25 protein-coding genes are annotated in these 22,635 nt (G+C 71.6%); 8 read left to right on the top strand and 17 right to left on the bottom strand.

What is annotated here, in order from left to right; all coding sequences use genetic code 11:
- Positions 1-8: 8 nt before the first annotated feature.
- Together ABEB28_RS00670 and wrbA are read right to left on the bottom strand one after the other, a co-directional pair.
- Complete coding sequence (locus ABEB28_RS00670) at positions 9-1,430, bottom strand: MFS transporter (protein WP_345725922.1); 1,422 nt, start codon at positions 1,428-1,430, stop codon at positions 9-11.
- Positions 1,427-2,104: an NAD(P)H:quinone oxidoreductase gene (wrbA, locus tag ABEB28_RS00665; protein ID WP_345725921.1), complete on the bottom strand. Its 678-nt coding sequence runs from the start codon at positions 2,102-2,104 to the stop codon at positions 1,427-1,429. The genes ABEB28_RS00670 and wrbA overlap by 4 nt, the downstream gene beginning before the upstream one ends.
- Positions 2,105-2,189: 85 nt before the next feature.
- Between wrbA and ABEB28_RS00660 the strand changes: the two genes are divergently transcribed.
- A complete protein-coding gene (locus ABEB28_RS00660; RefSeq protein ID WP_345725920.1) occupies positions 2,190-2,645 on the top strand; it encodes a MarR family winged helix-turn-helix transcriptional regulator in 456 nt (151 codons plus the stop codon).
- A gap of 63 nt (positions 2,646-2,708) precedes the next feature.
- On the opposite strand, the gene ABEB28_RS00655 is transcribed toward ABEB28_RS00660, so the two are convergent.
- The 3 genes from ABEB28_RS00655 to ABEB28_RS00645 all read right to left on the bottom strand — a co-directional run bounded on the left by ABEB28_RS00655 (position 2,709) and on the right by ABEB28_RS00645 (position 6,818).
- Positions 2,709-4,124 carry an FAD-dependent oxidoreductase gene (locus tag ABEB28_RS00655; RefSeq protein ID WP_345725919.1) on the bottom strand — a complete coding sequence of 472 codons (1,416 nt, stop codon included), beginning with the start codon at positions 4,122-4,124 and terminating at the stop codon, positions 2,709-2,711.
- Between the two features lie 91 nt (positions 4,125-4,215).
- Positions 4,216-6,291, bottom strand: a complete 2,076-nt coding sequence (locus tag ABEB28_RS00650; protein ID WP_345725918.1) for a P-loop NTPase — start codon at positions 6,289-6,291, stop codon at positions 4,216-4,218.
- 47 nt (positions 6,292-6,338) lie between these two features.
- Entirely contained in the window at positions 6,339-6,818 is a 480-nt protein-coding gene (locus ABEB28_RS00645) for a carboxymuconolactone decarboxylase family protein (protein ID WP_345725917.1), read from the bottom strand.
- 142 nt (positions 6,819-6,960) lie between these two features.
- Here ABEB28_RS00645 and ABEB28_RS00640 point away from each other — a divergent pair, with 142 nt between their 5' ends.
- Positions 6,961-7,848, top strand: coding sequence for a sigma-70 family RNA polymerase sigma factor (locus ABEB28_RS00640; RefSeq protein WP_345725916.1), 888 nt, complete (start codon positions 6,961-6,963; stop codon positions 7,846-7,848).
- 23 nt (positions 7,849-7,871) lie between these two features.
- Positions 7,872-8,708 carry a class I SAM-dependent methyltransferase gene (locus ABEB28_RS00635; protein ID WP_345725915.1) on the top strand — a complete coding sequence of 279 codons (837 nt, stop codon included), beginning with the start codon at positions 7,872-7,874 and terminating at the stop codon, positions 8,706-8,708.
- A gap of 55 nt (positions 8,709-8,763) precedes the next feature.
- Here the strand turns inward: ABEB28_RS00635 and ABEB28_RS00630 are convergent, their stop codons facing one another.
- Entirely contained in the window at positions 8,764-9,051 is a 288-nt protein-coding gene (locus ABEB28_RS00630) for a hypothetical protein (RefSeq protein WP_345725914.1), read from the bottom strand.
- A gap of 121 nt (positions 9,052-9,172) precedes the next feature.
- Between ABEB28_RS00630 and ABEB28_RS00625 the strand changes: the two genes are divergently transcribed.
- The gene (locus tag ABEB28_RS00625) at positions 9,173-9,532 is read left to right on the top strand and encodes an MmcQ/YjbR family DNA-binding protein (protein WP_345725913.1); all 360 of its coding nucleotides are present in this window, start codon (positions 9,173-9,175) and stop codon (positions 9,530-9,532) included.
- A gap of 2 nt (positions 9,533-9,534) precedes the next feature.
- Here ABEB28_RS00625 and ABEB28_RS00620 read toward each other — a convergent pair whose 3' ends face one another.
- From ABEB28_RS00620 to ABEB28_RS00610, 3 genes are all read right to left on the bottom strand, one after another.
- Positions 9,535-10,089, bottom strand: coding sequence for a hypothetical protein (locus ABEB28_RS00620; protein WP_345725912.1), 555 nt, complete (start codon positions 10,087-10,089; stop codon positions 9,535-9,537).
- A 121-nt stretch (positions 10,090-10,210) separates the two neighbouring features.
- Complete coding sequence (locus ABEB28_RS00615) at positions 10,211-11,176, bottom strand: lytic polysaccharide monooxygenase auxiliary activity family 9 protein (protein ID WP_345725911.1); 966 nt, start codon at positions 11,174-11,176, stop codon at positions 10,211-10,213.
- A gap of 354 nt (positions 11,177-11,530) precedes the next feature.
- The gene (locus ABEB28_RS00610) at positions 11,531-12,313 is read right to left on the bottom strand and encodes a hypothetical protein (RefSeq protein WP_345725910.1); all 783 of its coding nucleotides are present in this window, start codon (positions 12,311-12,313) and stop codon (positions 11,531-11,533) included.
- Between the two features lie 113 nt (positions 12,314-12,426).
- Here ABEB28_RS00610 and ABEB28_RS00605 point away from each other — a divergent pair, with 113 nt between their 5' ends.
- A complete protein-coding gene (locus ABEB28_RS00605; RefSeq protein ID WP_345725909.1) occupies positions 12,427-13,407 on the top strand; it encodes a DUF4034 domain-containing protein in 981 nt (326 codons plus the stop codon).
- Between the two features lie 38 nt (positions 13,408-13,445).
- Here ABEB28_RS00605 and ABEB28_RS00600 read toward each other — a convergent pair whose 3' ends face one another.
- Positions 13,446-13,895, bottom strand: coding sequence for a DUF4440 domain-containing protein (locus ABEB28_RS00600; RefSeq protein WP_345725908.1), 450 nt, complete (start codon positions 13,893-13,895; stop codon positions 13,446-13,448).
- Positions 13,896-13,957: 62 nt separating this feature from the next.
- The gene (locus ABEB28_RS00595) at positions 13,958-14,269 is read right to left on the bottom strand and encodes a hypothetical protein (protein ID WP_345725907.1); all 312 of its coding nucleotides are present in this window, start codon (positions 14,267-14,269) and stop codon (positions 13,958-13,960) included.
- A gap of 130 nt (positions 14,270-14,399) precedes the next feature.
- On the opposite strand from ABEB28_RS00595, the gene ABEB28_RS00590 reads away from it, so the two are divergent.
- Both ABEB28_RS00590 and ABEB28_RS00585 read left to right on the top strand, forming a co-directional pair.
- A complete protein-coding gene (locus ABEB28_RS00590; RefSeq protein ID WP_345725906.1) occupies positions 14,400-15,818 on the top strand; it encodes a DHA2 family efflux MFS transporter permease subunit in 1,419 nt (472 codons plus the stop codon).
- The gene (locus ABEB28_RS00585; protein WP_345725905.1) at positions 15,815-16,759 is read left to right on the top strand and encodes a sigma-70 family RNA polymerase sigma factor; all 945 of its coding nucleotides are present in this window, start codon (positions 15,815-15,817) and stop codon (positions 16,757-16,759) included. The genes ABEB28_RS00590 and ABEB28_RS00585 overlap by 4 nt, the downstream gene beginning before the upstream one ends.
- 44 nt (positions 16,760-16,803) lie before the next feature.
- Here the strand turns inward: ABEB28_RS00585 and ABEB28_RS00580 are convergent, their stop codons facing one another.
- The 4 genes from ABEB28_RS00580 to ABEB28_RS00565 form a co-directional block, all read right to left on the bottom strand.
- Positions 16,804-17,565, bottom strand: coding sequence for a hypothetical protein (locus tag ABEB28_RS00580; RefSeq protein ID WP_345725904.1), 762 nt, complete (start codon positions 17,563-17,565; stop codon positions 16,804-16,806).
- Positions 17,566-17,652: 87 nt separating this feature from the next.
- The gene (locus tag ABEB28_RS00575; RefSeq protein WP_345725903.1) at positions 17,653-18,576 is read right to left on the bottom strand and encodes an endonuclease/exonuclease/phosphatase family protein; all 924 of its coding nucleotides are present in this window, start codon (positions 18,574-18,576) and stop codon (positions 17,653-17,655) included.
- 126 nt (positions 18,577-18,702) lie between these two features.
- A complete protein-coding gene (locus ABEB28_RS00570; RefSeq protein ID WP_345725902.1) occupies positions 18,703-19,092 on the bottom strand; it encodes an ester cyclase in 390 nt (129 codons plus the stop codon).
- 88 nt (positions 19,093-19,180) lie between these two features.
- A complete protein-coding gene (locus ABEB28_RS00565; RefSeq protein WP_345725901.1) occupies positions 19,181-19,711 on the bottom strand; it encodes a VOC family protein in 531 nt (176 codons plus the stop codon).
- Positions 19,712-19,814: 103 nt separating this feature from the next.
- Between ABEB28_RS00565 and ABEB28_RS00560 the strand changes: the two genes are divergently transcribed.
- On the top strand, positions 19,815-20,630 hold the full coding sequence (locus ABEB28_RS00560; protein WP_345725900.1) for an aminoglycoside adenylyltransferase domain-containing protein: 816 nt from the start codon (positions 19,815-19,817) through the stop codon (positions 20,628-20,630).
- 369 nt (positions 20,631-20,999) lie between these two features.
- On the opposite strand, the gene ABEB28_RS00555 is transcribed toward ABEB28_RS00560, so the two are convergent.
- Both ABEB28_RS00555 and ABEB28_RS00550 read right to left on the bottom strand, forming a co-directional pair.
- Positions 21,000-22,085 (bottom strand): RNA polymerase subunit sigma-70, encoded by a 1,086-nt coding sequence (locus tag ABEB28_RS00555; protein WP_345725899.1) that lies wholly within the window; start codon positions 22,083-22,085, stop codon positions 21,000-21,002.
- Positions 22,082-22,630: a dihydrofolate reductase family protein gene (locus ABEB28_RS00550; protein WP_345725898.1), complete on the bottom strand. Its 549-nt coding sequence runs from the start codon at positions 22,628-22,630 to the stop codon at positions 22,082-22,084. Before ABEB28_RS00550 ends, ABEB28_RS00555 begins: the two co-directional genes overlap by 4 nt.
- Between the last annotated feature and the right edge of the window lie 5 nt (positions 22,631-22,635).

Genomic DNA, 22,635 nt, shown 5'->3' with positions numbered 1-22,635 from the left:
GCCGCGGCCTATCCCCGCGCCGGCCGGTGCCGCGGTAACAGGACGCTAGCCAGCGCGATGGCCACGGCCAGTCCGGCCGCCAGCAGGAAATCGAGGCTGTAGCCCGAGGCTGCGGCAGATTCTCCGGCTGCCGACGCGGCGCGTGCGCTGCCGGCCGTGGCGAGCACTGCCAGGCCCAACGACCCGCCGACCTGACTGGCGGTGTTGGCCAGTCCGCCAACGATTCCCGCGTCGCCGTCGGGGGCGTCTGCGGTCGCCGCGGCCATCAGGGTGGGGAACGTCAGCCCGATACCGACCGCGATGAGCAGGGTGGGGCCGAGGACGCTGGCGAGGTAGGCGCTGTCCGCGCCGGCCCGGGCCAGCCAGCCGAACCCGGCCACGAAACCGGCGCAGCCGGCGAGCAGCAGGGGGCGCACGCCGATCCGGGGCAGCAGGGCCGCGGCCGAACGCGCGACGACCACGAACATCACGGCCGCGGGTGTCTGCCCCAGCCCGGCACGCAGCGCGCTGTAGCCCAGCACGTTCTGCAGGAACAGCGATGTGAAGTACCACATCGCGATGGCGATGGCTCCGAAGAGCAGCAGCATGCCGTTGCCGACGGCCACTCCGCGGAGCCGGAACAGCCGCAGGGGCACCATCGGCTGGGCGGCGAAACGGGCCTCCACCACGACGAACACGACGAGCAGGCCCAGGCCAGCCACGACCGGCACGACGATCGGCCGGGTCGACCAGCCGTGCTCGGCGGTCTGGGTGACCCCGTACAGCAGTGCGGCGAGTCCGGCCGTCCCGGTGACGGCCCCGGCGAGGTCGAGCGATCGGTGTCGGACGGCGGGCGTGCGGACCAGCGACCCGAGGGCCACGGCGATCAGGACCGCACCGATCGGCACGTTGATCAGGAAGACCCAGCGCCACGACAACCCGGTGGTGAGGGCGCCACCCGCCAGCGCGCCGGCCATCCCGCCGACGCCACCCGACGCGGACCAGGCACCGAACGCCCGCGCCCGGGCACGCTCCTCGGTGAAGTAGGTGGTGATCACCGCGAGCGTCGCCGGGGCGAGCAGCGCAGCCCCCGCGCCCTGCACGGCCCGGGCCGCGACCAGCGCATCCGGATTGGACGCCACCCCGGCGAGCAGGCTCGCGGCGGAGAACACCACCAGCCCGGCGACCAGCATCCGGCGCTGCCCGAACAGGTCAGCGGCGCGGCCACCGAGCAACATGAGCCCGCCGAACGTGAGCAGGTATCCGTTGACCACCCAGGCCAAGCCGGTCGGGGTGAAGCCGAGATCCGCGCGGATCGAGGGCAGAGCCACGTTCACGATCGACGCGTCCAAGATCACCATGAACTGGCACGCGCACGCCAGCGACAGGACCAGCCAGGCCGCAGCGGCGCGCGGCGCCGCCGGCCGCGTCGCGGTACCGGTCTCCGTCACGAGGTCCTGCCGGTCCGGATCGCCGCTTCCGCCGTCATTCCGGCCAGGGCTTCCCCTTCGTTATTGGGTGCGTTCCCCCGCAGGCGGATCGTCGTCCGGGCCAGTCGTCGTCCCTGGTACCTGGCGGCGTCCAGCGCCTGGGCATCGAGGTCGGTCCCGGTCGGGCCGGTCACGAACGACGTGCCGTAGGGGTTGCCGCCCGCGGCGTCGACGGCCGGGTCGGTGAAGCCGGGCGGGACGATCAGCGACCCCCAGTGGTAGAAGACGTTGCCCAGCGACAGGATCGTGGCCTCGCTGCCGCCGTGCCGATTGAACGCCGAGGTGAAGGCGGTTACCGGCTTGTCGGCCAACACGCCGTCCCGCCACAGTCCGCCGGTCTGGTCGAGGAACTGCTTGAGTTGGGCGGCCGGGGTGCCGAATCGCGTCGGCGTTCCGAAGGCGAAGGCGTCGGCCCAGACCAGATCGTCGAGCGAGGCCTGAGCGATCGACGCGGTGGCGTCGGCGTGCCGCCGCCACCGCGGGTTCTGGTCGATCGCGCTGTCCTGCGCCAACTCGGCCACCCGCCGGAGCCGAACGTCGGCACCCGTCGAGGCGGCTCCGTCGGCGACGGCCTGCGCGAGCGTGTGCGCAGCGCCGGTCGCGCTGTAGTAAATGACGGCGACCTTGACGGTCACATCGAGCTCCTCGGGGACGTCGCGGTAGGATTAGTTATGCGCATAATGTTATGCGCATAACTAATTCGCGTGTCAAGGAGAGCTCGTGGACGTGGAGTACGCCGACGCCCTCAACCAGGCCATTCGCCTGTTGAGCCTGCGCCACCGGGCCAGAGCCGCCGCGCTGCTGGCTCCGCTCGGCCTGCACCCCGGCCAGGAGGCTCTACTGCTCGAACTCGACCGGACCGGTCCGAGGATCCAGGCCCAGCTCAGCGAGGCGCTCGGCTGCGAGCCGCCCAGCGTCACGCTGATGACGCGGAAGCTCGAAGCCTCCGGCCACATCCGTCGCGGGCCTGTGCCGGGGGACAAACGCGCCAGCGTCGTCGAGCTCACCGAGAGCGGCAAGGCGCTCGCCGATCAGGTCAAACAGCTCTGGCGCACGCTGGCGGAGGAGACGGTGGCCGGCCTGCCTGCCGGCACCGTGGCCGAGCTGCCCGGCCTCATCACGGCGATGAGCGAGAACGTGGACGCCAGGTCCCGGCCACCCCGGGCCGCTCGCTGAACTGGTCGCCCCAGCCTTCCGCGGTCTGGTCCGGAGGCGCCGGCGGGGCCCCGCGGCCCGGCGTCAGTCGGCGATCGCGGCCAGCAACTCGGCGCGGCGTGGGCCCGGCGCGGGGTACTGCGGCGCGGCGCCACCCAGGGCCATCACCTTGTCGACCAGGCCCGGCGCGTCGAGGACGTCGGGGGCGGGCGCGGTCAGCGAGCCGATGTCGGCGGCGGCCCGCAGCAGCTCCGGGTCGCGGAACTTCGCCGCGTCCAGCGCCTTCGTGATCAGCCACTCGTGATCGTTCGTCTCGTACGGCCGCCCGGCGATGTCGCCGGTCACCTCGGCGCGACGGTGCCGGCTCCAGGACCGGAGCGCCTGGAAGACCGGCGTCACCGTCTCCTCAGTGTCCTCGTCGAAGCGGCGAGCCAGCTTCTCGTGCTCCTGCGGATCCGTTTCGCGAAGCAGGTCCCGCAGCACGGTGCCGTGGAGGGCGCCCAGGGTGAGGCCGAGCCCGAGCGTCGGATTGGTGGCCGCCCAGGCGTCGCCGACCGCGACCAGGCCGGTCACCACCGGTTCACCCTCGACGACGAGCCGCCGGTACCGGTCCTCCAGGTTCGCCATCGACAGCACACCGGTGATCGGTTCCCCGATTTTCGACCAGGAGGCCGAGTTCGGGAACAGGGCCGCGACCCGCTCGAACGAGTCGACGTCGCGCAGCGCGCGCAGCTCCCGATCCTGGCTGGAGATCACGAGCGCGACCGACCAGGTGTCGTTGTCGGCGGCGAGCGTGATCACCGAGAGGCTCTCGAAGTGCTCGGCCAGCCAGCCGAGATAGGTCGGCCGGGAACCGTCGGTGCTCCGGTAGTGCCGGCTGTAGTAGACGAAACCGTCGTCCTCCCGCTCCTCGAGTGGCGCGGTGGCGTTGATTCCGGCCAGCAGCCGGGGGAGGGGCGAGCGCCGTCCGGTGGCGTCGACGACCAGCTCCGCGTGGATGTTCTCGCCGTCCCGCGTGCGGACCCCGGTGACGCGGGGCGGGCCGGGCGTCAAGTACAGGCCGGTCAGCAGCCCGGTGACGGTCACGCCACGCCGGATCGTGATGCCGGGGGTCCGGTCAGCGGTCGCGGCCACCGCGGCCTCCAGGATCGGTCGGCGCGCGCCGACGACGTCGAACCGCTCGTCGCCGGGCCGGTACGACGAGCCGGCCTCCATCGGCCACACGCCCTCACCGAGCAGGTTGAAACGCCGGCCACCCCGCTCCAGCAGTTCGGCGAGGACGTCGGGTAACTCCTGCTCGATCAGCGCGCGCCAGCGCGGGAGCGCGATGTGCGGCAGCCGGAACTGCGGAACCCCGGGGCGCTCCCAGCTCGACCACGCGTCGTGCGCGGGCCCAGCCGGGTTATGGTCGAGCACGGTGACGTGGTGACCATCGCGCGCCAGCAGCATCGCCGTGGTCAGGCCGGTCATTCCGGCGCCAAGGACTAGTACGTCGGCCATCGGGCCAGCTCCCTCGATCGGTGGGTGTCACCGAGGAGATTCGCTGTTTCCGGTGCTCGGTTCCCAGGCCGATCCGGTGCTCAGTTCCTGCTCAGTCCGGTGTGAGCGGCTCGGCCGAAGCGTGCAGTTCCTCCTGCCACAGGTGGTCGACGATCCGGTCGACCGCGGCGGCGAGATGCCTCCGATAGGTGCTGAACGGGATACCGAGGCGCTCGGCGGCGGCCTCCTGGCTCGGCGTCGACTTCAGGAACGTGACCGTCGCCGCGCGGTGCAGCTTGCTCGCCCGCGGGTCCTCGGCGAGGTACGCGATCGCCGCCATCAGTACCTCGCGCAGCGTCAGCACCGGGTCGGACGCACCGCGGCGGGTGACCGTCCGGCTGCGGACGAGCGGGTTGGCGGCGAGCTGGTCCGGCCGGTGCCAGGACCGCAGCGCGCTGCGCACGGCGGCGTCGAACTCCGACCGGGGCAGCACCGAGAGCTCCTCGGGCTCGGCCGGAGCCCGCGGATCCCAGCCGTGCAGCAGACGGGTGTTGAGCAGGTCGAACCAGGGCTCGACCGGCATCGCTCGCCAGTCGTGGGCGAACAGCGCGTACGGCCGTCCACCGACGGTGGGTGTGGTCGCTACCGGAAGCTGCTCGAGGTACCGGTGCAAGGGCTCCCAGAACGACGCCGGAGCGGGGTTGACCACGTACGACCAGGCGAGCCGCGGCGTGCCCATCCAGCCGACCAGCATGCGCATCCGCATCAGGTCCAGCGGCGCGGAGGGCTCGTAGTAGGCCGGTGGGTAGATCAGGAACCGCGCGATCGCCAGCTGTTCGCTGCCACGCAACGGCGCGGTCGCCGCCGCGTGTGCCCAAGCCGCCGCGACGACCGGATCGACGGCGCAGGTGTCCTCGTCGTCGGTGCCGAGCTGCAGCCACGCCATGAACGCGACCAGTTCGTCGCTGTTCGACTGCCGGTAGACCGTGAACGCTTCCGGCTGCCGCTCCAACCAGAAATCGACGATCGACGCGGACTCCGCGCCCTCGCTCACCAGCGCCAGCTGCCGCACGGCCTCCCGGTCAGCCGGTTGGTACGCGCCCGGGTAGACCGTGCCGTCACCGTCGAGAACGAAGTACTCGGTGACGATCTGGTCGTGCCGCTGCAGGTAGTAGAGCGACCGGACCTCTGCCATCGACGGCACCGGCGACGACTCCCGGGCCCGGTGCACCAGGTAGGCGGTGAGCCGGCGGTGCATCGCCTCGTAACTGCGGGGGTTACGCCAGCGCAGATCGGCTTCGAGCACCTCGCGCACCACGTCGTGCGGGCGCAGGCCGTGGCGGTCGGCCTCCACGAACGGGAGGCTGTGCAGCCAGCCGAACAGCTCGGCGGCGTTCGCGGCCGGAACGACGGCGGCGAGCAGGTCCTCGGTGGTGGAGATCGTGTGCGCGCAGATCTCCAGCGCGGTCCGGTGCGCCGGGGACGGCACGTCGCCGACGAGTTGCTGGAGCAGGGCGGAGAGCACGTCCCGGGGCGGCGTCCAGGCGTCGGTGTCCCGGACGTCGCGGACGGCGACGGACGCGGCGAGGCTCAACGCGAGCGGATACCCGCCGGCGAATCGCAACACCGCGGCCTGGGACTCCGGCGGAACGCCGCGGGCCCGCACCAGTGCCGCGGCGTCGTCGGCCGACAGGTCGGCCAGCGCCCAGACCGCGAGCGCCTCCCCCCAGGCGCCGTCCGACCGCCAATCCGCGTGCGGAGGTTGCCGTCCGGCCAGCACGACGACGACGCCGTCCAGGACGCCGGGGAGGAAGTGCTCGCGCAACCACGCTTCCAGGCCCTGGCAGCGGTCGAAGTTGTCGACGAGCAGGACCACCCGTTCGTCGGTGAGCGCCTCGCCGGCCTGGAGCTGGAAGCCGGCTGGCGTCGGATCGAGCATCCTGCCGTCGATCTGGACGACGGTCCGCTCGGCGTCCTCCGCCAGCGTGACGAAGCGGCGCAGCAACGCGCTCTTGCCCACCCCGCCAGGGCCGTGGACGTAGAGGACGATCGGCGCGTCCGGGTCGCCGGCCAGCGCGGAGCGAAAGCTCTCGACCTCTCTCTCGCGGCCGACGAAGCTCCGGTCGCGGGCCGCGCGCAGCCGCTCGGCCAGTCGAACCGCACCGCGACCGGAGGGGGAGGATGCCACGAGCCGACTCTAGGCGAGAGCGTGTCTCGTCCGGAGCCGCTGGGGGGTCAGCTCCGCCACTGCTCCGTGGGCGCGACACCGGGAAGCGGCTTCCCGATCAGGGCCAGCGGAAGGAAGAAACAGACCTGGCCGATCGCCATGATCAGCGTGGCCAGCGCCGTGTCGTCGTAGTGCTCGCTGGCCCGCGCGTAGAGCTCGTCGGACACCCGCTCGCCGGACGGGTTGGCCGTCAACACGGCCTCCACCAGCGCGAGCGCGATCCGCTCGGCGTCGGTGAAGAACGGTGCGTCCGGCCAGGATGCCACTGCGGTGAGGCGCTGCTCGGTTTCTCCGGCTTTGCGGAGGTTTCCGGCGTGCAGAACGGTCAGGTATGTGCTCCCGACGATCTGCCCGGCGCGCAGCTGCACCAGGCTGATCGTGGTCGCCGGGATCGACCCGTTCCCGGTCGCCTTGAACAGGGCGCCGCCGATCTGCCCCAGCTCAGGGATGAGCTGGGCGGGGTTCGGCAGCCGGGACTCGATGGTCATGGTGGTGTGTCCTCTCGCGGAACAGGAATGCGTCGCTGCTCTGACGGATGGCGGGCCGGAGAGGTGACCGCGACGCCGACCCGGTCACCTTTTCCGGCTCCGATCCGTCAGTGCTACGACCGCCGACGAAAGGGACGCCACCGTGACCGCCGCTGACCGCCTGGCCGCCGAGTTCGAGCTGCACCGGCCACATCTGAAGGCGGTTGCCTACCGGATGCTGGGCTCACTGACCGACGCCGACGACGCCGTTCAAGAGGCGTGGTTGCGACTGGCTCGCGCGGACGCGGACGGTATCGACAACCTGGGAGGCTGGCTCACCACCGTGGTCGCCCGGGTGTGCCTGGACATGCTGCGCGCCCGCAAGGGTCGCCGGGAAGAGGCGACCCCGGATCGGCTGCCGGATCCGGTGGTGAGCAGCGAGCACGCCGCCGACCCCGAGCAGCAAGCCCTCCTCGCCGACTCGGTGGGCCTCGCCCTGTTGGTGGTGCTGGACGTCCTGACGCCCGCCGAACGACTGGCGTTCGTGCTGCACGACCTGTTCGGCCTGCCCTTCGACCAGATCGCCCCGATCGTGGACCGGACGCCGGTCGCGGCCAAGAAGCTGGCGAGCCGCGCGCGTCAGCGTATCCGCGGCGCGGCACCGACCCCGGACGGCGATCTGGTTGCCCAACGTCGGGTGGTGGACGCGTTCCTCGCCGCCGCGCGTGGCGGCGACTTCGACGCGCTCCTGGCGCTCCTCGACCCGGACGTGGTGCTGCGCACCGACGGCGGAGTGCTCACCGGCGGCCTGCGGGTGATCAGCGGCGCCGCAGCGGTGGCCGCTCGAGCCGACACGTTCCGGCGCATGGCCACCGCGGCCGCCACCCACCCCGCGGTGATCAACGGCGTCGCCGGCCTGGTCAACACCGTCGACGACGAGCCGTTCTCGGTCATGAGCTTCACGATCGCCGACGGCAGGATCGCCGCGATCGACATCCTGTCCGACGCCGGACGGCTCGCGCGACTCGACCTGGACGGCGTGACGCCGTGAGCGCGGGGCAGTAGCCTCCGCGAGTGACCGGGGACGGGTGGGAGTGGGACGAGACGCTCTACGCCGGCAGCGCACCGCACTACGTCGTCGGCCGGATGCCCTATCCACCGGGCCTCGCCGAGGTGATCGGCGAAGCACTCGGTCTGGACGGCACCGGCCGGCTGCTGGACGTCGGGTGCGGCCCCGGATCCCTGACCCTCCTGCTCGCCCCGCTGTTCGAGGCCGCGGTCGGCGTCGACGCGGACCCCGGAATGCTCCTCGAGGCGTCCCGCCGCGCCCGCGACCTGGGGATCACCACCGTAGAGTGGGTCCGGGCGCGGGCCGAGGACCTCTCCGACGACCTCGGCAGCTTCCGGGTGGCCACGTTCGCGCAGTCGTTCCACTGGATGGATCGGAGCGTGGTGGCTCGGCGGGTCCGCGGCCTGCTGACGCCGGACGGCACCTGGATCCACGTGGGCGCCACCACCCACCGGGGTGCGGAGGGTGCGGACCCGCTGCCGCATCCGCGGCCGCCGTGGGATCGGATCGACGCGCTGGTCGCCCGCTATCTCGGCCCGGTTCGCCGCGCCGGTCGCAGCACGTTGCCCGGCGGGACCCGCGGCAGCGAGGAGGAGATCCTGCGGCAGGCCGGCTTCACCGGCCCGACCCGCATCGAGGTCGGGACGGCCCCGGTGGTGGACCGGAGTGTCGACGAGATCATGGCCGCCGTCTTCTCCCTGTCCGGTTCGACGCCGCATCTGTTCGCCGCCGAGCTACCGGCGTTCGAGGCGGACCTGCGTCGGCTGCTGATCCGGACGTCGGACGACGGGTGGTTCTCCGAGACGCCGCACGGGATCTCCGTCCTGCTGTGGCGTCCCTGACCGGCGCCCACCCACCGCGCAGCGGCAAGGCCGCCAGCCGAGCCCGAGGCAGCCGTTAGTCGGACTCGGTCGGAGCGGGGGCGTCCGGGGCGGCGCCTTCGACCAGCCGCTTCTCCGCGCGGGACGCGAGGTGCTCGCGCGCGACCGGGTCGAGGGGCCAGCAGATCACCCGACCCGGGGCTTCGGTCCGCGGCGGGACGGGGCCGGCCACCGTGGCGCTCGGCCGGATCGCGGCGGGGACGCCGGAGCGCTGGGTACCGAACAGACCGAGCAGGAGTTTCCGTGCGCCGCTCTGCGGAGAGCGGCCCGGGGCGAGGAACCGGCGGGACTCAGTGATCGTCATGGCTTCAGCGTCGTCGTCGACGGCGTCGAGCACCTGAGTAGTTCTGCCTCTCGCCCGGGAAGACCGGCCGCGATGGCGGCTTTGCTCCGTGCGGCGGGCCTCGGTCCCGCACAATCACCGCATGACGGATGCTGCGCTCGAGAGGCTACGGCGGATCTGTCTGGCCTTCCCGGAGACGACCGAGCGGCTCAGCCACGGCGAGCCCACCTGGTTCGTGCGGGGGAAGAAGACGTTCGTCACCTACGCCGACCACCATCATGACGACCGACTGGCGTGCTGGTGCGCGGCACCGCCCGGAGCGCAGGAAGCCCTGATCGCCGCCGCGCCGGACCGGTACTTCCGCCCGGCGTACGTCGGCCACCGCGGCTGGGTCGGCGTCTACCTGGACGTGGAGGTCGACTGGGCGGAGGTCACCGAGATCGTCACCGACGCGTACCGCGTCGTCGCACCGGCTCGTCTCGTGGCGCAACTCGACGCCTGACCTCAGCTGGCGTTCGGGCGGGTGCGGCAGGCGTAGGAGCGGGTGGCGATCGCGAGCCCCGCGATCCAGACCAGGAACTGTGCGATCCCGTAGATGCCCGTGCGGGGGTCGAAGATCGCGGCCGGGTCGTCCCACTGGAGGGGCATCAGGACCGCGGCGAACGCGGTGTAGGCGAGGAGGAAGCCGGAGAGCGCAGCACCGGGTGCGATGAGGAGCATCCGGGGCACTCGGTGACCGCGGACGATCGGCACCCAGCGGGGGAAGACCAGGCCCCAGGGGCGAATCAACGCGACGGCCAGCACCGCGGGCAGCAGCGCCAGCAGGTTCAGCGTCAGCAGATAGACGCCGCCGCCGTCCTGGTACCAGGGCCGGAACAGGTCAGGGTCGGCGAAGAGCGGAATGCCCAGCGCCCAGATCACGTGCAGCGGAAGAAAGCCGATCGTGGCGGAAGCAGCGGCGGCGTAGGCGGCCCGCACCGCGTGGCGCGGAGGCGGCGGCACCAGGTGAGCCTCGTTCGTCGTGGACCGGCTGCTCGGGATGGCGGTAGCCAGGGACATCGTGACCTCCTCGGGCGACCCGCCCGGTCGGGCGGCGACGTCACCAGCATCTCGACCGGGCAGCCGACCGGGTATCTGCCGATCGGCAGATACCCGGCCGGGCACCGGCGACGGAAGCTGGTCAGTGGCGGTGCTTGCCGATGTAGCGGCGGCCGACGAAGAGGGCAGCAGTCCCCATCGCGAACAGGAACGCGGTGCCGAGGGAGCCGGTCAGTGCCGGCGCGAGCGTGCTGTTGCTGCTGGCCTTGCGCACCGCCGTGGCGCTGGGGTCGGTGCGGCGGTGGTGGTGGTGACCGGACGACGTCCCGCAGCCGCCGGGCGAGGACGACGCGGAGGCGCTGGGAGACGCCGAGTTGCTCGGCGCCGCCGAGGCGGTGGCCGCCGGCGTGGTCGGCGTGGTCGGCGTGACGACGGTGCCGCCTCCGGAGCTGCTCTCCGACCCGAACACCACGTCCGAGCAGGCGTAGAACGCCTCCGGGCTGTCCGAACGCTGCCAGATCCCGTAGACGAGGTGGCGACCGGTCTTACCGGCGGGCAGCCGGCCGGTCAGCTGGTACGCACCGTTGACCGCGACCGGGTCAGTGACCGAGAGGAACGGGGTGGCCTCCAGGTTCGACCACCTCAGCGGCTGGGTGGGCCGGTACGTGCTGTTCGTGACGTAGAGGTCGAACCGGCCCTTGTGCTGCGCGGTCGCCTTGAACGAGAACGTGAAGGAGCCGCTCGTCGGCAACTTCGTCGCGGTCCAGTCGGAACGGGCCAGGTCGAGGCCGGCGTACTTGGCCCGGCCGGCGCTGCAGAGCTTGCCGTCGGGGATCAGCGCCTGGTGGTTGCCGGCCGCGTTCGCGATGTTGACCTCGGTCCAGTCGTAGAACGCCTGCGTCCCGCTGACCGCCACCGCGGCCTTGCACGCCGCCGACTTCGGTGCTTCGGGGTTCTCCAGGTAGCAGGAGTAGACGCGGCTGACCGGGCCGGCGAACGTCCCGTGGGCCTGGGCGGGGACTCCCGCGAAACCGACGAGCGCGGCCGTGGCCACCGCGGTAGCGCCGGACGCCGCCGCGAGGCGGGTCAACCTGTTACCGAGAGTCATGAATGCTCCTGCTGACCTAGTGCTGTCCATAGTGCTTCGCGCGGCAGCGTCGTTGGCCTCCCGTGCGGTCGAGGCCGTCCGGGTTCGGCATCTGCACGCCGTGCCGCGCTGATCCGGAACCCACCTCACCAGGTGCGATGCGGTCTTGCGAAGAGCCTGACCCGTTCTTTACATGCCACTTAACGCCCGCTTGAAGGACTTCTGGCAGAGGTCGGCCTTTCCGCGCGAATCGCCTATCGCCGCGACGAAGAGAGTCTGCGGCGGTGTGGGAATTCGCTCCGCAGCGTGACTCTCCCTTAAGTCCGGTTAACTCGAGTGGGCCGGAGCTGCGAAATACGCGGTTCGGTCGGACCGCTACGGCGTGACCGCGCCCACCGACCGGAGAGCGTCGACGAAAACCGCCCGGCCGTCTCGGGTGAGGCTTTGGCTCACCATCCGCTCGGCGATCGTCAGCCGAAGCCCGTCGTACAGCTCGAGTTCGGCGCGCAACGGCAAGGTCTTGACGATCCGGGCGTCGACCACGTCCTCGTACCGGACGAGCCAGTAACGGCCGACGATCTCGTACACCGGCATGCGCGCCACCAGCCGGGCGAGGCGTGCCTCTCCGACTTCGAACGGGCCCGGGTCGGCGATCAGCACCAGCCCGATGTCGAGGACGAGCAGGTCGTGGGGGACCTCGTTCGCGGTGACGTTGGCGACGCCGTCCAGCACCATCGCGTCCTCGGCCCAGGCGCGCGCGGCCTGCTCGGCGCCGTCCGCAGGCATCGGCCGGGTAGCCGGGAGTTCGGTCAGCAGGTCGCACAGCAGCCGGTCGCTGTCCTTGGTGAGCAGCGGCGTCGTCCACCCCGCGGCCAGTGTCAAGGTGCCCCCGCCGAGCAGATCCAGCTCCACCCGCAGCGGTGTCCGCTTGTGCACGCGGGAGTGGGTGACCTCCTCGAACGGGAGGAAGCGGTGCTGCCGGATCAGCTCCTCGACTCCCACCGCGGCCACCAGCCCGTTCAGCCGCTTGACGTCGGACCCGGACCGTTTCTGGTCGGCGAGCAGCAGCAGTCCGGAGTGGAGCACGAGCACGTCGTGCGGGACGCCGTCCACCTTCAGAGCGGCGAAACCGCCCAGCACCGTACGGGGATCGGACACGAGGCTGGAAGCTAGCCGCCGGAGCAGGGCAACCGCAACTGCGGGCGATGCCGGGCCGGTAGGGTGCGGGGCCATCGGCGCGCGACGCCGAGTCGTGATAGGAGGGTGTATCGATGGCGCCGTTCCGGCGGCAGTCCAGGCCCATCCCCGCCGTCGATCCCACGCTGGGCGACCCGGCGGCCGCCCGCTTGCTGGCCGATATGGAGCGCCGGGACTGGCGGGCGGTGCACGAGTTCCTGCGTGTCGTCGACGACCCCGACGCGCTGAGCTTCTACGTGGGGCTGGCCAGCCGAGCGAAGGGCGTGCAGGCGTGGGCCGGCGAGTGGGCCGACGCCGAGCCGCGCTCACACCTGCCGATGCTGGTCCGCGGGGCGCACGCCATCGACTGGGCGTGGCTGGCCCGGGGGAACAAGTGGGCCAAGAACACCTCGACGGCCCAGTTCCGCATCTTCGAGCGACGGCTGCGGTTCGCGCACGAGTACCTGGTGGAGGCGATCGCCCGCAACCCGCACGACCCGACCGCGTGGGCCGAGCTGATCGTCTGCGGTGTCGGCATGGGGCTGGGCGTGCAGGAGGCGCAGCGCCGGTTCGGGGAGGCCGTCGCCCGGCACCGCTGGCACCTCGGCGCGCACTCCGGCCTGTTCATGCAGCTCTGCCTGAAGTGGGGCGGGTCCGACGAGCTGATGCACCGGTTCGCCCTGGAGACGGCGGCGACCGCCCCGCCCGAGACCGGGCTGGCCGGCCTGATCGCCGACGCGCACCTCGAGCGCTGGCTCTACCTCACCCGGGACGAGGACGGCCGGGCCCATCTCCGACGGCCGGACACCCGGGCCGAGCTGCACGCCGCGGCGGACCGGTCGGTGCGCCACCCTGCCTACCGGCCCCGGCTCGGCTGGCAGGTTGACCACAACCGGCTCGCGATGGCGTTCTGGCTGGCCGAGGAGTACGACGCGGCGGCCGAGCTGTTCGACGTCCTCGGCGACCAGGTGACGGCGTGGCCGTGGCGTTACCTGGGCAGCACGCCCGGGGAGACGTTCGCCCGCGCTCGCGACGAGAGCTATCGGCGCCGCACCGCAGCCGTCAGCCCACGCTGACGCGCCGACGGGTCAGCCCGCGCTGACGCGCCGGCGCGTCAGCTCGCCGGAGGAGTTCGGATCGGGGTGTTCTGCGCGGCCGCGAGCCACCACCGCCCCTCGCGCTGGACGAGAACGTAGAGGGCCATCTCGGAGAACCCGTCCGCGGTGGCGGCCTGCCGCCGGATCTGTGCGACTGCAACGCCCGGCGCCGGGGCGAGCACCGAGACGACCTCGAATCGCGAGGGCGGGGCTCCCCGCGGCGGCGCGTCCGGGTCGGTCGCCCCGCGCGCCGACTCCATCAGGTGGTGATGGATGGCGTTGAGCGGTGCGAAACCGGCGAGCGTCGCCCCGTAGGGACTACCCCAGAGCACGTCCTCGGCGAACGACCGGTCGTAGAGGTCGGCGTCGAACGTGTCACCCCCGCGCTGCAACTCCGCGGCGAACTCCTTCACGGCGAGTTCGGCGGCCGCCTGGGCAGCCGGATCACCGAGCGTTGGACGGGACATCATGCCTCCTGAGCATCGACGACGCGATGCTCCGCACGCTAGGAGGTCAACCGCGCTTCAGGTCAAGGACGGACGCCGCTCCTCTCGGCCAGGGCTGGGGCGTAGGAGCCGACCAGCGTCGCGTCCTGCCGGGTGGGGCCGGCCGCGAGACGGTCGTTGAGCCCACGCTGGAACTCCTGGAAGGCGGGCAGCTCGGCCAACCCGTCGCCGTCGACGACGTGGACGAACGACACCGCGTCGGCCAGCCGGAAGACGCTGTACCGCAGGCCCGGCGGCGACACGGTCGCGAGTTCGGCGAGCACGTTCTCGACCAGGCGCTGGTTCTCGTCGGCGGCTTCGGGCTTGGTCCGGTAGCTGATCACTGCTGTGGTCATCGGGCTCTCCTCGTGAGGTTGCTGTCACTCCTTCTGACCGGGCGGGCGCCCCGAACTCATCGCCGCGATGACTTCGGCCCTCCTCGCTTGTCAGTACCGATGACAGCGAAACTTCAGGAGGACGCTCGTGATGAGCAGGCAGCAGACGACCGTCGAGCAGCGCTGGGTGCTCGCCTTGGCCTCGGTCGGCTCGGTAATGGTGGCGCTCGACGTCCTGGTGGTGGCGGCGGCGCTGACGACGATCAGGCAGGACCTCGGTGCCTCGATCGAACAGCTCGAATGGACGGTCAACGCCTACAGCCTCAGCTTCGCGACGCTGCTGATGGCCGCCGCGGCCCTCGGTGACCGATGGGGGCGCCGCCGTACGTTCGCGGCCGGCCTCGCCCTCTTCACCGTGGCCTCGATCGGCTGCGCGCTGGCGACCTCGGTCCCGATGCTGATCGCGGCCCGCACGGTCCAGGGCGTCGGCGCGGCCGTCGTGATGCCGCTCGCGATGGGCCTGCTCGGCGCCGCCTTCCCGCCCGAGCGCCGCGGCTGGGCGATCGGCATCTTCAGCGGTCTCACCGGACTGGCGGTGCTCGGCGGACCGGTGATCGGCGGGGCGGTGACCGAGGGTCTGGCGTGGCGGTGGATCTTCTGGATCAACGTGCCGGTCGGCGTCCTCGTGATCCCGCTCGTACTCCGCACGATGCGCGAGAGCTGGGGACCCGCACGGCGCGTGGACTACCGCGGCGCGCTCCTGCTCGCTCTCGCCGTTCTCGGCATCGTCTGGGGCGTGGTCCGCGGCGGAGCGGCCGGCTGGACCAGCCTGGAGGTGGTCGGCTCGCTCGTCGTCGGAGGCGCGCTGCTGCTGGCCTTCCTCGCCTGGGAACAGCGCACTCCGCAGCCGATGCTGCCGTTGGCGTACTTCCGCTCCCGAGTGTTCTCGGCGGGCAACGCGGCCGGGTTCTTCCTCACCGCCGCACTCTTCGGCGCCGTGTTCTTCGTCGCCCAGTACATGCAGGCGGCCTTCGGCTCCGGTCCGCTGGAGGCGGGCCTGCAGGTGCTGCCCTGGACCGCCACGCTCTTCCTGGTCGCGCCGATCGCCGGCCGCCTGGTGGACCGGATCGGCGAGCGGCCCCTCGTCGTGGCCGGGTTGGCGCTGCAGGCCGCAGGCATGTTCTGGATCAGCCGGCTGAGCACCGGCTCGCCGGACTACACCGACCTGGTCGTGCCGCTGATGGTCGCCGGCAGTGGTGTCTCGATGGCGATGCCCGCAGCGCAGAGCGCCAGCGTCGGAGCCCTCCCCCGCGAAGCGGTCGGGATCGCATCCGGCGTCTACGCCATGATGCGGCAGCTCGGCGGCGTCGTGGGAGTCGCGGTGATGGCCGCGGTGTTCGCCACCGCCGGTGGCTACGAGGCGTTCACCAGCGGATTCAGCGGGGCACTCGCGACCGCCGGCGTACTGTCGGCACTGGGCGCGCTCGCCGGGCTCGGGATCGCCGCGCGGCGTACTCCGGCTCCGATGGTGGCCCAGCCGCAGCGGGAGCCGGTCGAGGAGATGCGGTGAACCTGGAGGACGAGTTCGCGGAGCACCGGGGCGCGCTGGTCGCGCACTGCTACCGGATGCTCGGCTCGCTGCACGACGCGGAGGACGCCGTCCAGGAGACCTACCTGCGGGCGTGGCGCGGTTTCGCCGACTTCGAGCAGCGCGCCTCGGTGCGGACGTGGCTTTACCGGATCGCGACCCGGGTGTGCCTGAACGCCCTGCAGCACAGCAGCCGCCGGATGGTGCCGTCGGCGCTGGGCGCACCCGGCACCGACCCGGACGACCTCGAGGCGCACGCACTGGAGACGCCCTGGCTGGAGCCGTTCCCGGACGTCCTGCTGAACGCCGACCCCGCCGTGGTGGTCGGCCTTCGCCAGAGCCTCCGGCTGGCGATGGTCGCCGCGCTGCAGCACCTGCCGCCGCGGCAGCGCGCTGTCCTCATCCTGCGGGACGTGCTGGCCTGGCCGGCGTCGGACGTGGCGAGCCTGCTCGAAACGACGACGGCGGCGGTGAACAGCTCGCTCCAGCGGGCCCGCGCCGAACTCGCCACGCTCGCGCCGACCGAGGACCAGTTCAGCGAGCCGGACGAGCCGGTCCGCCGCGCGCTGCTCGACCGGTACGCCGCGGCGTTCGAGACGGCCGACCTGACCGCTCTGGAGAGCCTCGTCACCCAGGACACCCGGTGGGAAATGCCGCCGATTCCGACCTGGTTCGACGGCCGCGAGGACGTGCTGCGCCTACTGGCTTCCAAGCTGCGCCCGGGCGTCGGCTGGCGCCTCATGGTGGAGACGTCCGCCAACGGGCAGCCCGCCTTCGCCTGCTACATCCGGGGACGCGACGGCGCGTTCCACGCGCACTCCTTGCAGGTGTTGACGCTGGACAAGGCGGGCATCTCCGCGGTGCTGGCGTTCCACCGGGCTGATCTGTTCCCGCTCTTCGGCCTCCCGATCGACCGGTCCTGAGGACGCGTGTGGCCGAGCCGCCGTCGCGCCGGCCGAGCGGCTGGTCAGTCGCCGTTCCGGAACCAGGTCTGCTCGGCGGCGACTGCGATCAGCACGTCGCCGCCAGAGGTGCGCACCGCGGCACCGAGATCGGCGTCGGTGACCCGGTGCCGTTCGGACCAGTACGCCGGGGTGAACGCGTACAGGGAGATGTCCTGCCAGGCGGTGAGGGTGGTCAGCAGGTCCTTGCTCACCGGTCCGTAGCGGAAAGCGAGCTGGTCCTCGTCCCGCGCGTATGCCGCTTCACGAAGGGAGAGAGCAGTCGGACCGGTCGAGGGTTCGTGGGTGCTCTCGTCGTTGAGGGTCAGCCGGTCACCGCCGCGGTCCGCTGGGCGCTGGGCCGACCAATCCTCGTTGACCAGTGCTGTGTGGATCGTCCGCAGCGTCGCGCGCACGGAGGTCGCCGTGATCGCGAGGTAGACGACGTGACGGCTGATGCAAAGGTGGTCGTAGGGCGTGCTGAACTTGATCGAGTGCTCGCCGGGGTAACACGCTGCCTGTCCGGCGTCGGCGACGACAGTGCCAGGGAGCCGGGCGATGCTGAGATTCCGCTCCAGCCGCGTCTCGGCGTTCGTTCGGGCGGTCTTCACGGCGGTGCTGTCCAGGTCGGGTCTGTCGGCGACGATGACGTCGCCGATCAGCACCTCTCGGCAACCGACGCAGCAGCTGCCGCACAGCACGAGGGCGAGCAGGACAACGAGGACGGTCTTGAGGTTCCGACGCCGCCGGAGCGCGGCGCGTGGCTCGCCCTCCCGTGCGTCGGACATGCCTCGGCACGTTACTGACGAGGGCCGTCCGCGGTCCTGGTGACACGTGTCGATTCGGCATCAATGCCCGGACGACGCCCGGTGGGCTTACGGCGCGGTCCAGCGGAACGTCGTCCGCAGTGGGTAGTGGTCGGAGAGCGGCTGACCATCGGCCCGGACGAACCCGGCGTGCTCGTTGGCGAAGTCGACGGCGGTCAGGGCCAGCCGAGGACTCGACCGGTAGAGCACCTTGTCGACGACCTCGCAGGCGTCGGTCACGGCCGCGGGATCGCAGGTCAGCGCCGGGGCGCCGAGCGCGGGTGGCACGCCGGCCCGCTCCAGCTCGACCCACGCGTCGGTGAGGCCTGCGCCGCTCACCAGCTCGCGAATCGTGTCGCCGGTCCGGGTGTAGCGGGTGTTGGTGTCGCCCGCGACGATCACGGCGTTGCCGGCCGAGTGCGTCGCCAGATACGAGCCGAGCTGAGCGAGGTTCGCGCGGCGCGCGGCCAGATCGGCGTTGGTGCTACCGGCGTTGGCGTGCACGTTGTACAGGTCGAGCGTGACTCCGTCGGCCGGCCGCACCCGGAGCAGGGTGAAGCCCTTGGGAGTGAGGCAGTCGAAGCCGTTGCACCGGCTCCACTTGACCCGGGTCAGCCCGCTGATCGGGTACCGGGAGAGCGTGTTGAGCCCACTGCCGAACGGCACCCCACCGCTGGTGGGCGTCCGGTAAGGATGGTTGTCGGCCCGGTAGAGCGCGGCGTGGTAGTTGAAGTCCTCCTGGACGTTGACCACGTCGAACGGCTGGATCCGGGTGCCGATGAGCGGCGTGTTGGTCGCCGGCTCGCTGGAGGACAGCGGCTCGGGCAACCCAGCCACGTTGTAGGTGAGCAGGGAGAACGTGCCGCCGGACGCCGCCGAGGCGGCCGGTGTGCCCAGGCGATCCACGCCGGGGGCGCCCGACAGCGGAAATACTACGGAGAGGACGGCGGCGACCAGCGCCGCGAGGATCAGGCGGTGCGGTGCCACGCTCATGCGGTCGCTCCTCGATGAGTTCCCGTCAGCCGTGCTGAGTGTGGCGCACCGCGGCGTCGGCCCGCTGCGGTCCGGCCGAACTCGCGCCTCCGGGAGCGGACCGCCCCGCCTGCGGCCGCGCGAGGTCTACTCGGACGACGGAGCGCCGATCTGCCTGCGGAAGCCGAGCATGTCGATGACGCGCCAGGCCTCGACGATCTTTCCGTCGGCGAACCTGTCGATGGTGATCCCGGAGAGGGTGACCCGCTTCCCGTCGTGCGTCATCCCGGCCGTCCAGTGCGTGGCCACCGTGTCGTCCTCGGCGACCTGACGCTCGATCGTGAACGTCAGGTCGGGGTACGCGCGCCGACGGTCGGCGATGGACTGTTTCATGCCGGCCAGCCCGTGGGCGCCGTGCGGGTCGTAGGGGTCGTGGTGCACGACGTCGGGTGCGACGACCGCGTCGAGGGCGTCCAGATCGCCGTTGGTCCAGACCGCGAAGACACTGCGCGCGGCCGCCTTCTGCGAGGGGGACATGGCTCGGCCTCCTAGTGCTCCCACCGTTCCCCGCCCAGCGTAGAAGCGCGCGGCGACGGCGACCGGCCAATACCCGCCGACGTCACCGTCAGCGCCGCTCCAGCGGTGTGCTGCTCCGCCCGTGGGACCGGCCGCTCAGCTCGGCGTCCAGCGTCTCCTGCGCGACCCGCATCGACTCGGCGTACGCGGGCTGCCCGAGCCGCTTCCACATTTCGTCCTCGGGAACGTCTTCGATCTTGCTGGACACCCACCAGATGTTGCCGAACGGATCCTTGATCCGGCCTCCGCGCATCCCGAAGGCGTCGTTGGCCAGCGCGGTGACGACGGTGCCGCCGGCGGCGAGGGCCGACGCGAACGCCGCGTCAGCGTCGGCGACGAACACACGGAGCAGGCTGGGCATGACCGGCCAGTCCGCGCGCCGGTCGAACGCGAGGACGACGGTGTCGCCGACGCGGATCTCCCCGTGGCCGACCAGGCCGTCTTCGGTGGTCACCCGCCCGAGCTCGGTGCCGCCGAACGCCGCGGTGACGAACTCCAGGAACGCTCCGGTGTCGTCGGTAACAACCCACGGTGCGACGGTGGTGTAGCCCGTGGGGGTGGCGTCGGTGTGCTCGGGCATCGCCGGTCCTCTCGTTGATTTCTGCTGCTTCCGGCCACGCTAGAGGCCCTTCCGGCCAGTTCCTGACCGGAAGCCAGCGAGCGGCAGCACTACATTTCGCGGCGTGCCCGCGCCCGCCTTCGACACTCCGGCAACCGTCGTCGCCGCCTTCCCGCCGGCGGCCCGGGAAGCGGTGACCCGGCTGGTCGGCACGGCCCGGGAGACCCTTCCGGGGAGCCTGGTGTCGATCGTCGTCCACGGCTCGCTGGCGTGGGGGTGCTGGGGTCCGGCGAGCGACCTCGACGTCCTGATCGTCGTCGAGAGCCGGGCGGGGCTCGAGGAGTTCCACCCGAAACTGCTCGCCGAGGACGCTCGCGCTCCGGGCGGCGGGTTCGAACTCTCGATCCTGTCGCGCGCCCAGGCGGCGAACGATCGGCACCCGATCGGGTACCTGTACCACTTCAGTCGAGGCCGCCTGGCCGGCCAGGATCCGGGAACGTGGGATCTGTCGGTCGGCGGGAACGACCCGGACCTGGCTGGGCATCTGCTCGTCGCGCACGAGGTCGGCGTGTCCGCCTGGGGGCCGCCGGCGCGGCGGGTGCTGCGCCGGGTGGCCGACGCGGAGTTCGTCGCCTCCGTCGGCGCTGACGTGCTGGAGAGCTGCGACGACCTGCGGCGTCTCACCGCGGAGTGGACACCCGTTCCGGTGTACGCGGTGCTCAACTGTGCCCGGACGCTGGCCTGGCTGCAGGATCGCGCCGTGCTGTCCAAGGCGGGAGGCGGTCGTTGGCTACTGGCGCGGGAGGCACGGTTCGCTGCTCTGGCGACCGCAGCCCTCGACGAGTACGCCGACCCCAGCGGTGCCGAGGTCCGGACGAGCGAGCTGCAGGCGCTCGCCCGGATGGTCGGCGACCGTCTGTCCGCAGCGGGCATCAGTTAGCCCGGTGACCAGATCGTTCACGGGGGTCGCTGAAGCCGGAGGCGGATTGCGTTGGGAAGCAACCGCGCCTGTCTGCCCGACGAGCGGCCGCTGCGGTGACCAAGGATGCCGGCTTGAGTGTTCAGTTAGTGGAACGCAATCTCGGCCACTGGGACGCGCATCGTGTGCAGGTCTGATATCCGCGAGCGGAGCGTCCGATGCTGGCTTTGGAGTCCGGTTCTGGGCAAGCGATCCGGGGTACGTGCGCACTTTGACGTGTTACAGCCTGCATTAGTGCACACGCGCTTGAGCAGCCCAACCTGATGACGAACCGGATCACTCCATCCCCGCATGATGTGTCGGACCCGGTGGACCTTCGTGGACACCGCACTAGCCCGGCTCGCGGAGAGGGAGGGCGTCGGGGAGCCCGAACGCGGGGAACAGCTCCGGACCGAACTGCGCGAGCTCGGTGAGCAGACCGTCCTGCATGGTCACGACCGAGAGCGAGAACGCCCGGTAAGCGGACTCGCCGGGGACGTGGAGGTAGGTGGCCGCAGCCGGTTGCCGATTGGCTCGGGCGGCTCGCATCCGCAAGCGGAGTGCCGGGGAGCTGTGCAGGACGGGTGCCCAGCTCTCGAGGATGGTGGCGCGACCGGCGTACCAGACCGGTTCGGTGCCGTGGTGCCCGCCGGCACCGGGCTGGTGGCTGACTCGGGCGGCCGGTGCGAGCAGCGCCGCGAGGGCCTGGTCGTCCGCGGCCTCGATCGCGCGCATGTACCGGTGCAGCAGCGCGGTCTCCTGCTCGGTGAGATCGGTGCTCCGGCGCCACTGGGAACGGTCCGGGCCGAGTCGCGTCCGCAGCTTCGCGCGAGCACGCTGGAGCGCGCTGTTCACCGCGGGCACCGAGAGCCCGAGCGCCTGCGCGCACTCGGTGGCCGGCCAGCCGAGGACGTCCCGCAGGATCAGGGCCGCGCGCGCAGCGTCCGGAAGCAATTGCAGTGCGGCGATGAACGTCAACTCGACTGTCTCCCGGGTCACCGTCGCCGTGGCGGGCTCGGGAGACGTGTCGGCAGGATCGCCGATCAGGTGGTCGGGGTAGGGCTGCAGCCACGGAACCGCGACCGCCGCAGGCGGGAGCGGCTCGTTCCCGGACGCGAGCGTCAGCAGTCGCCGTCGGCGCTGCTGCCGGGCGAGGACGTCGAGGCAGGCGTTGGTGGCGATGCGGTGCAGCCAGGTGCGAACGCCGGAGCGTCCCTCGTACCCCCCGATGGCCTTCCAGGCGCGGAGCAGGGTCTCCTGGGTGACGTCCTCGGAGTCCTCGAGCGAGCCGAGCATGCGGTAGCAGTGCAGCTGCACGTCGGCCCGGTAACGCGCGGCCAGCTGCGCGAAGGCCGCGTCGTCACCTCGACCGGCTGCGTCGGCCAGCGCCGCGTCCTCGGCGGTGGACGGGTCGATCGGACCGCTCGGCCGGGTCACGCCGGACGCTCCGGCCGGTACACCAGGTAGGTCACGCCGTGTGGAAGGCGACGAACGTCGAGGAGCTCCAGCCGGGTCTGGGGGAGCCCGTCGACGAGAAGCCGGTGACCGGAGCCGACGATGACCGGATCCAGCGTGATCCGCAGTTCGTCGAGGAGGTGTTCGCGCAGCAACCCGCGGATCAGTTGAGCTCCGCCCGGTACCAAGACGCTGCGCTCCCGCTCCTTCACGGCGCGGACGGCCGCGACGAGGCCGGCGTCCAACACCGTGGTGTTGTTCCACTGCGCGGCCGGCTGGGTCCGGGACACCAGGTACTTGGGGATGCTGTTGGTCGCATCGGCGAGCGGCACGTCACTCGGCTGGTCCGGCCAGTAGTCGGCGAACTCCTCGTAGGTGCGGCGACCGAGCAGCATGGCCGTCGCATCGGTCAGCTGGTCGGAGAGTGCGGCCAGACTCTCCTCGCTGACAAAAGCGGGGTGCCAGACGTGCGGCGCCTCGACGACACCGTCCAGCGTCATGAACACCGACGCGCAGATGCTGCCCACTCGTG

This window comes from Cryptosporangium minutisporangium, from assembly GCF_039536245.1.
GTDB classification, from domain to species: Bacteria; Actinomycetota; Actinomycetes; order Mycobacteriales; family Cryptosporangiaceae; genus Cryptosporangium; species Cryptosporangium minutisporangium.
This window is presented reverse-complemented; position numbering and strand designations above follow the sequence as displayed.